The organism is uncultured Paraglaciecola sp., from assembly GCF_913058035.1.
GTDB lineage: Bacteria > Pseudomonadota > Gammaproteobacteria > Enterobacterales > Alteromonadaceae > Paraglaciecola.
In genome coordinates, this window is record NZ_CAJXPA010000306.1 from 1 (window position 1) to 3,277 (window position 3,277).

Annotated in this window: 4 protein-coding genes; 1 reads left to right on the forward strand and 3 read right to left on the reverse strand. The window is 35.2% G+C overall.

Translation table 11 applies throughout. The features are described from left to right. A partial coding sequence (locus QZ562_RS20610) for a DEAD/DEAH box helicase (protein ID WP_293764524.1) occupies positions 1-175 on the reverse strand: 175 nt, incomplete at its 3' end. A 228-nt stretch (positions 176-403) separates the two neighbouring features. On the opposite strand from QZ562_RS20610, the gene QZ562_RS20615 reads away from it, so the two are divergent. Continuing rightward, a complete protein-coding gene (locus QZ562_RS20615; RefSeq protein WP_293764515.1) occupies positions 404-1,213 on the forward strand; it encodes a hypothetical protein in 810 nt (269 codons plus the stop codon). 61 nt (positions 1,214-1,274) lie between these two features. Here QZ562_RS20615 and QZ562_RS20620 read toward each other — a convergent pair whose 3' ends face one another. After that, positions 1,275-2,501 carry an IS4 family transposase gene (locus tag QZ562_RS20620; protein WP_293764518.1) on the reverse strand — a complete coding sequence of 409 codons (1,227 nt, stop codon included), beginning with the start codon at positions 2,499-2,501 and terminating at the stop codon, positions 1,275-1,277. A gap of 583 nt (positions 2,502-3,084) precedes the next feature. Then, positions 3,085-3,277, reverse strand: a 193-nt coding sequence (locus QZ562_RS20625) for a hypothetical protein (RefSeq protein ID WP_293764521.1), incomplete at its 5' end; no start/stop codon positions are given.

A 3,277-nucleotide genomic window follows, 5' to 3' on the forward strand; every position in this document is an offset into this window, starting at 1 on the left:
AGGTAATGCCGTCAAGAAGTAGGGAAGGCAACTGGAAACACATGGATTTTCCTCCACCGGTAGGCATGACCACCATAAGGTCTTTGCCAGCAATAACATCGTCTATGACTTGTTCTTGCAGTGGACGAAAACTGTCGTAACCAAAATATTTTTTGAGGAGTTCTAATTTTTTCATGGTATTGATTTGAATGGCGTGTACGTCTCAAAGGTAGGGTTTCACAGTCTTTTTTGGAAGTTTTGTTTATAACTTGACTTCCGTATTCACAGATTTAGTAGCTTCTAAAGTATATGTTCTATAAAGGGATTTTGTATTTTACCGCTTTCGCGAAAGCGTGATTATAAACAACATCTTTCCATAACCTATTGTTGAAATAATTTTTTATAGTTGAAGTACACTTGCTTTATGAAAAACGTAGTCGTCTTATTATTTTTAGTAAACACTCTTTTTGCAATGGCGCAAAAGGAAGCATTGAATAACTACAAGTACATCATTGTTGATAATCAGTACGAGTTTCAAGGGGAAGCAAACGAGTATAGATGGAATGAGCTTGTCGTTTTTGAGCTTCAAAAACTCCATTTTACCGCTTTTAGAAATTCTGAAATTTTACCCGCAGATTTGAATCGTGGTGAGTGTAATGCGCTTCAATTAAAAATTGATAAATCGGGAACACTTCGAGTAAACTTCGTATTGCGATTAGAGAACTGTATAGGAGCCACTGTTTTCACAACAAAAGAAGGAGTAGGGAAAACAAAGTCTAATGATAAAGCTTATTTTGAAGCCTTAAGAGATGCGATGACTTCTTTGGAAGAGGTGGATTATAAGTATACGCCTTTAAAATCCACAGCAATTGATGCACCTGGCGCGCTGATAAAAGAAGTTGAAAATCCAGTTCAGAATTCGCTTATTTCAAATATTGTTCCTGAGGAGACTCCTAGTTTTGAGGAAAATGTAGTGGATGCCTCTGCAATAACTACCCCATACGAATTTGTGTCCAAAGAGGGTTATGCTTTGATGAGAAGTGCCAAAGGCTTTTTAATCTTTGATAATAATTTACCCATAGGTGTAGCGCTTATAAAAAATGACAATGCATATCTCGTGCATACCTCAGAGTTTGCAGGAGTAGGGTATATGCAACAAGGCAAGTTTGTTATCGAGTATATTAATAATTATTGTTGTCCGATAAAAATCAAAACTACGGAATTGTCGGCTTGAAAGTCAACAAAAGCGTTGCGATAATCTGAAAATAAAAAAGTAAGCCCCTTAATTATTTGTTCTAATGAAACTCAAAACTACCTTGTAAATCATCTGGGTTCCCTTTATTTTTGACAAATTCTTTAGCATAAGAATCTACATTGTTGAAAAAGTCCACAAAGTTCACATAACTGAAAAGATGTTTTTGCAATAAACTCACCAAGTTGGAAAAACTCCACGGTCTGGTAAGCTGTTTTTTCATCACTGTAATGAGCAGTAAGGCTATCAGCGTGCACCATATCTGTATCTGTATTGCATTCTTGTTATCTCCGTAAAAGTACTGTAACGGAAAGTTCTGTTTTATCTTTTTGAAGAGCAGCTCTATTTCCCAACGTTTTTTATAGAGTGTTGCTATTTGCTGCGCTGGCAGATCAAAGAGATTGGTAAGAAAGTAGTACGCCTTGTTTTTTTCTTCGTGGTAAAATGACACCAACCTTAGTTCAACCTGCTTTTTCAATCCGCTATCATCCTTGTATTTAAGAGCTATTTTAGCATCTCTTAAGATAGTATCGGGTGTTGCTTCTTCAAGGTCAAACTCTTCTAAAAGCGTCTCCTTAGCATTATTTTTTAATCGGGTAACAAAGAAAATACCATCTTGATTCCAAGTATCAAATAGCGCATAATTATTGTATGCTTTATCAAATAAAGCGACTTCACCTTTTTTCATTACTCCTTCTTGTTGTATGAATAAAGAATCGTGCTCACGTGCATTACTGTGGTATACTTTTACCGGTATCCCAGCCTGCATATCCAGTTTTTGATGACTTTTTATGCCTCCTTTTCGTTTACCATTGCTGGGGTTGCGCCCTACACACTCAAAAATTGGCTGAAAAAGAGCTATGGTGGTAGAATCGATTGCATAAACTTTTTTGTCGATTACTAATTGCTTGTGGCTGTCCGATAAACCTGGGAGGTGCTCGATCACCAGATCGGCATAGATATCTTCGAAGACAGCGCAGTCTCTGCGCTTATTGGCATCAGAGATCGTACTTCGCTTTGGGGAATAATCAAACTTACAATGTGAAATTTTGTTGCCATAACTTACAATGCCACCGCACAGTTCACGCAGTGAGTTACATCCAGAGGTCACTCCATATACCATTGTAATCAGGTGTTGAAAGGTCGAAAACCGCTTACAATAATGATCTGATTTGTGCGAGGTGGCACTGGCAGTAATCTTATCCTTGTTAAGCAAACTTATCATTTGGCTGAATATCGGCTGTCCGAAAAAAATAGTACTTTTACCCATAGTTGAATTTTTGGTAAGAGATTAATTCTTCTAGATACGAAAAAAGCCTCAGTAATTGAGGCTTTTTTTATCGGACACTAATAAATTTTAATATAGAAGATGTTATTTCGTAAGGTGGTTTCATTTATGATACTATCATTTGATACTATCAAAGATAGTATCATTTAACTCAAATTATAGAATGAAACGGAATTTTTTAATTGGACACAACGTCTAGTATAAGAAACGTAGGGCAATTAAAAAGCACTTTTGTTTCCGTTTATTACTTAGCTAAATATAAATATTTTGCTTTTATCTTTTCTTCTATAAACGCTAAATTTTATATTTAGCGGACTTTGTAAACAGGTACAAACTTTCGGTTAAGCGCAAATGCCCTATGTTTTTTATACACTGTTAGCAAACGTATTTGTTATTCCATTTCAGTTTCTTTAATTTCAATCGGTTCTGGTAACGGAATAATATATTCAATTCGATACTTTTCCATTTCTTTAGGATACAATTCAAACATTATTCTTTGATAACGTTCAATATTAAATCCACGGTTCCCAAGTCCAGTCGTTCTTAATAAAACTGTGTCTTTTTCTTATGGGTTAATTATTACGAAAAAAGGACTACTTATCTCTTTTTGATAATTAATATCGAAATCAGTCATCATTTTTTCCAAATTCAGAGAGTCGTTTTTTAATTCATAAACAACTTTATCAAAATGAGCTCGTTCATCGTCCATAACACGTTTTTCTTTTAATTGAAGAAAAACGCTGTCATTTGATTTCGTG

Excerpts from the sequence above, each read along its gene's own strand:
- QZ562_RS20615 (WP_293764515.1), top strand. The coding sequence starts at position 404 with ATGAAAAACGTAGTCGTCTTATTATTTTTAGTAAACACTCTTTTTGCA.
- QZ562_RS20620 (WP_293764518.1), bottom strand. The coding sequence starts at position 2,501 with ATGGGTAAAAGTACTATTTTTTTCGGACAGCCGATATTCAGCCAAATG.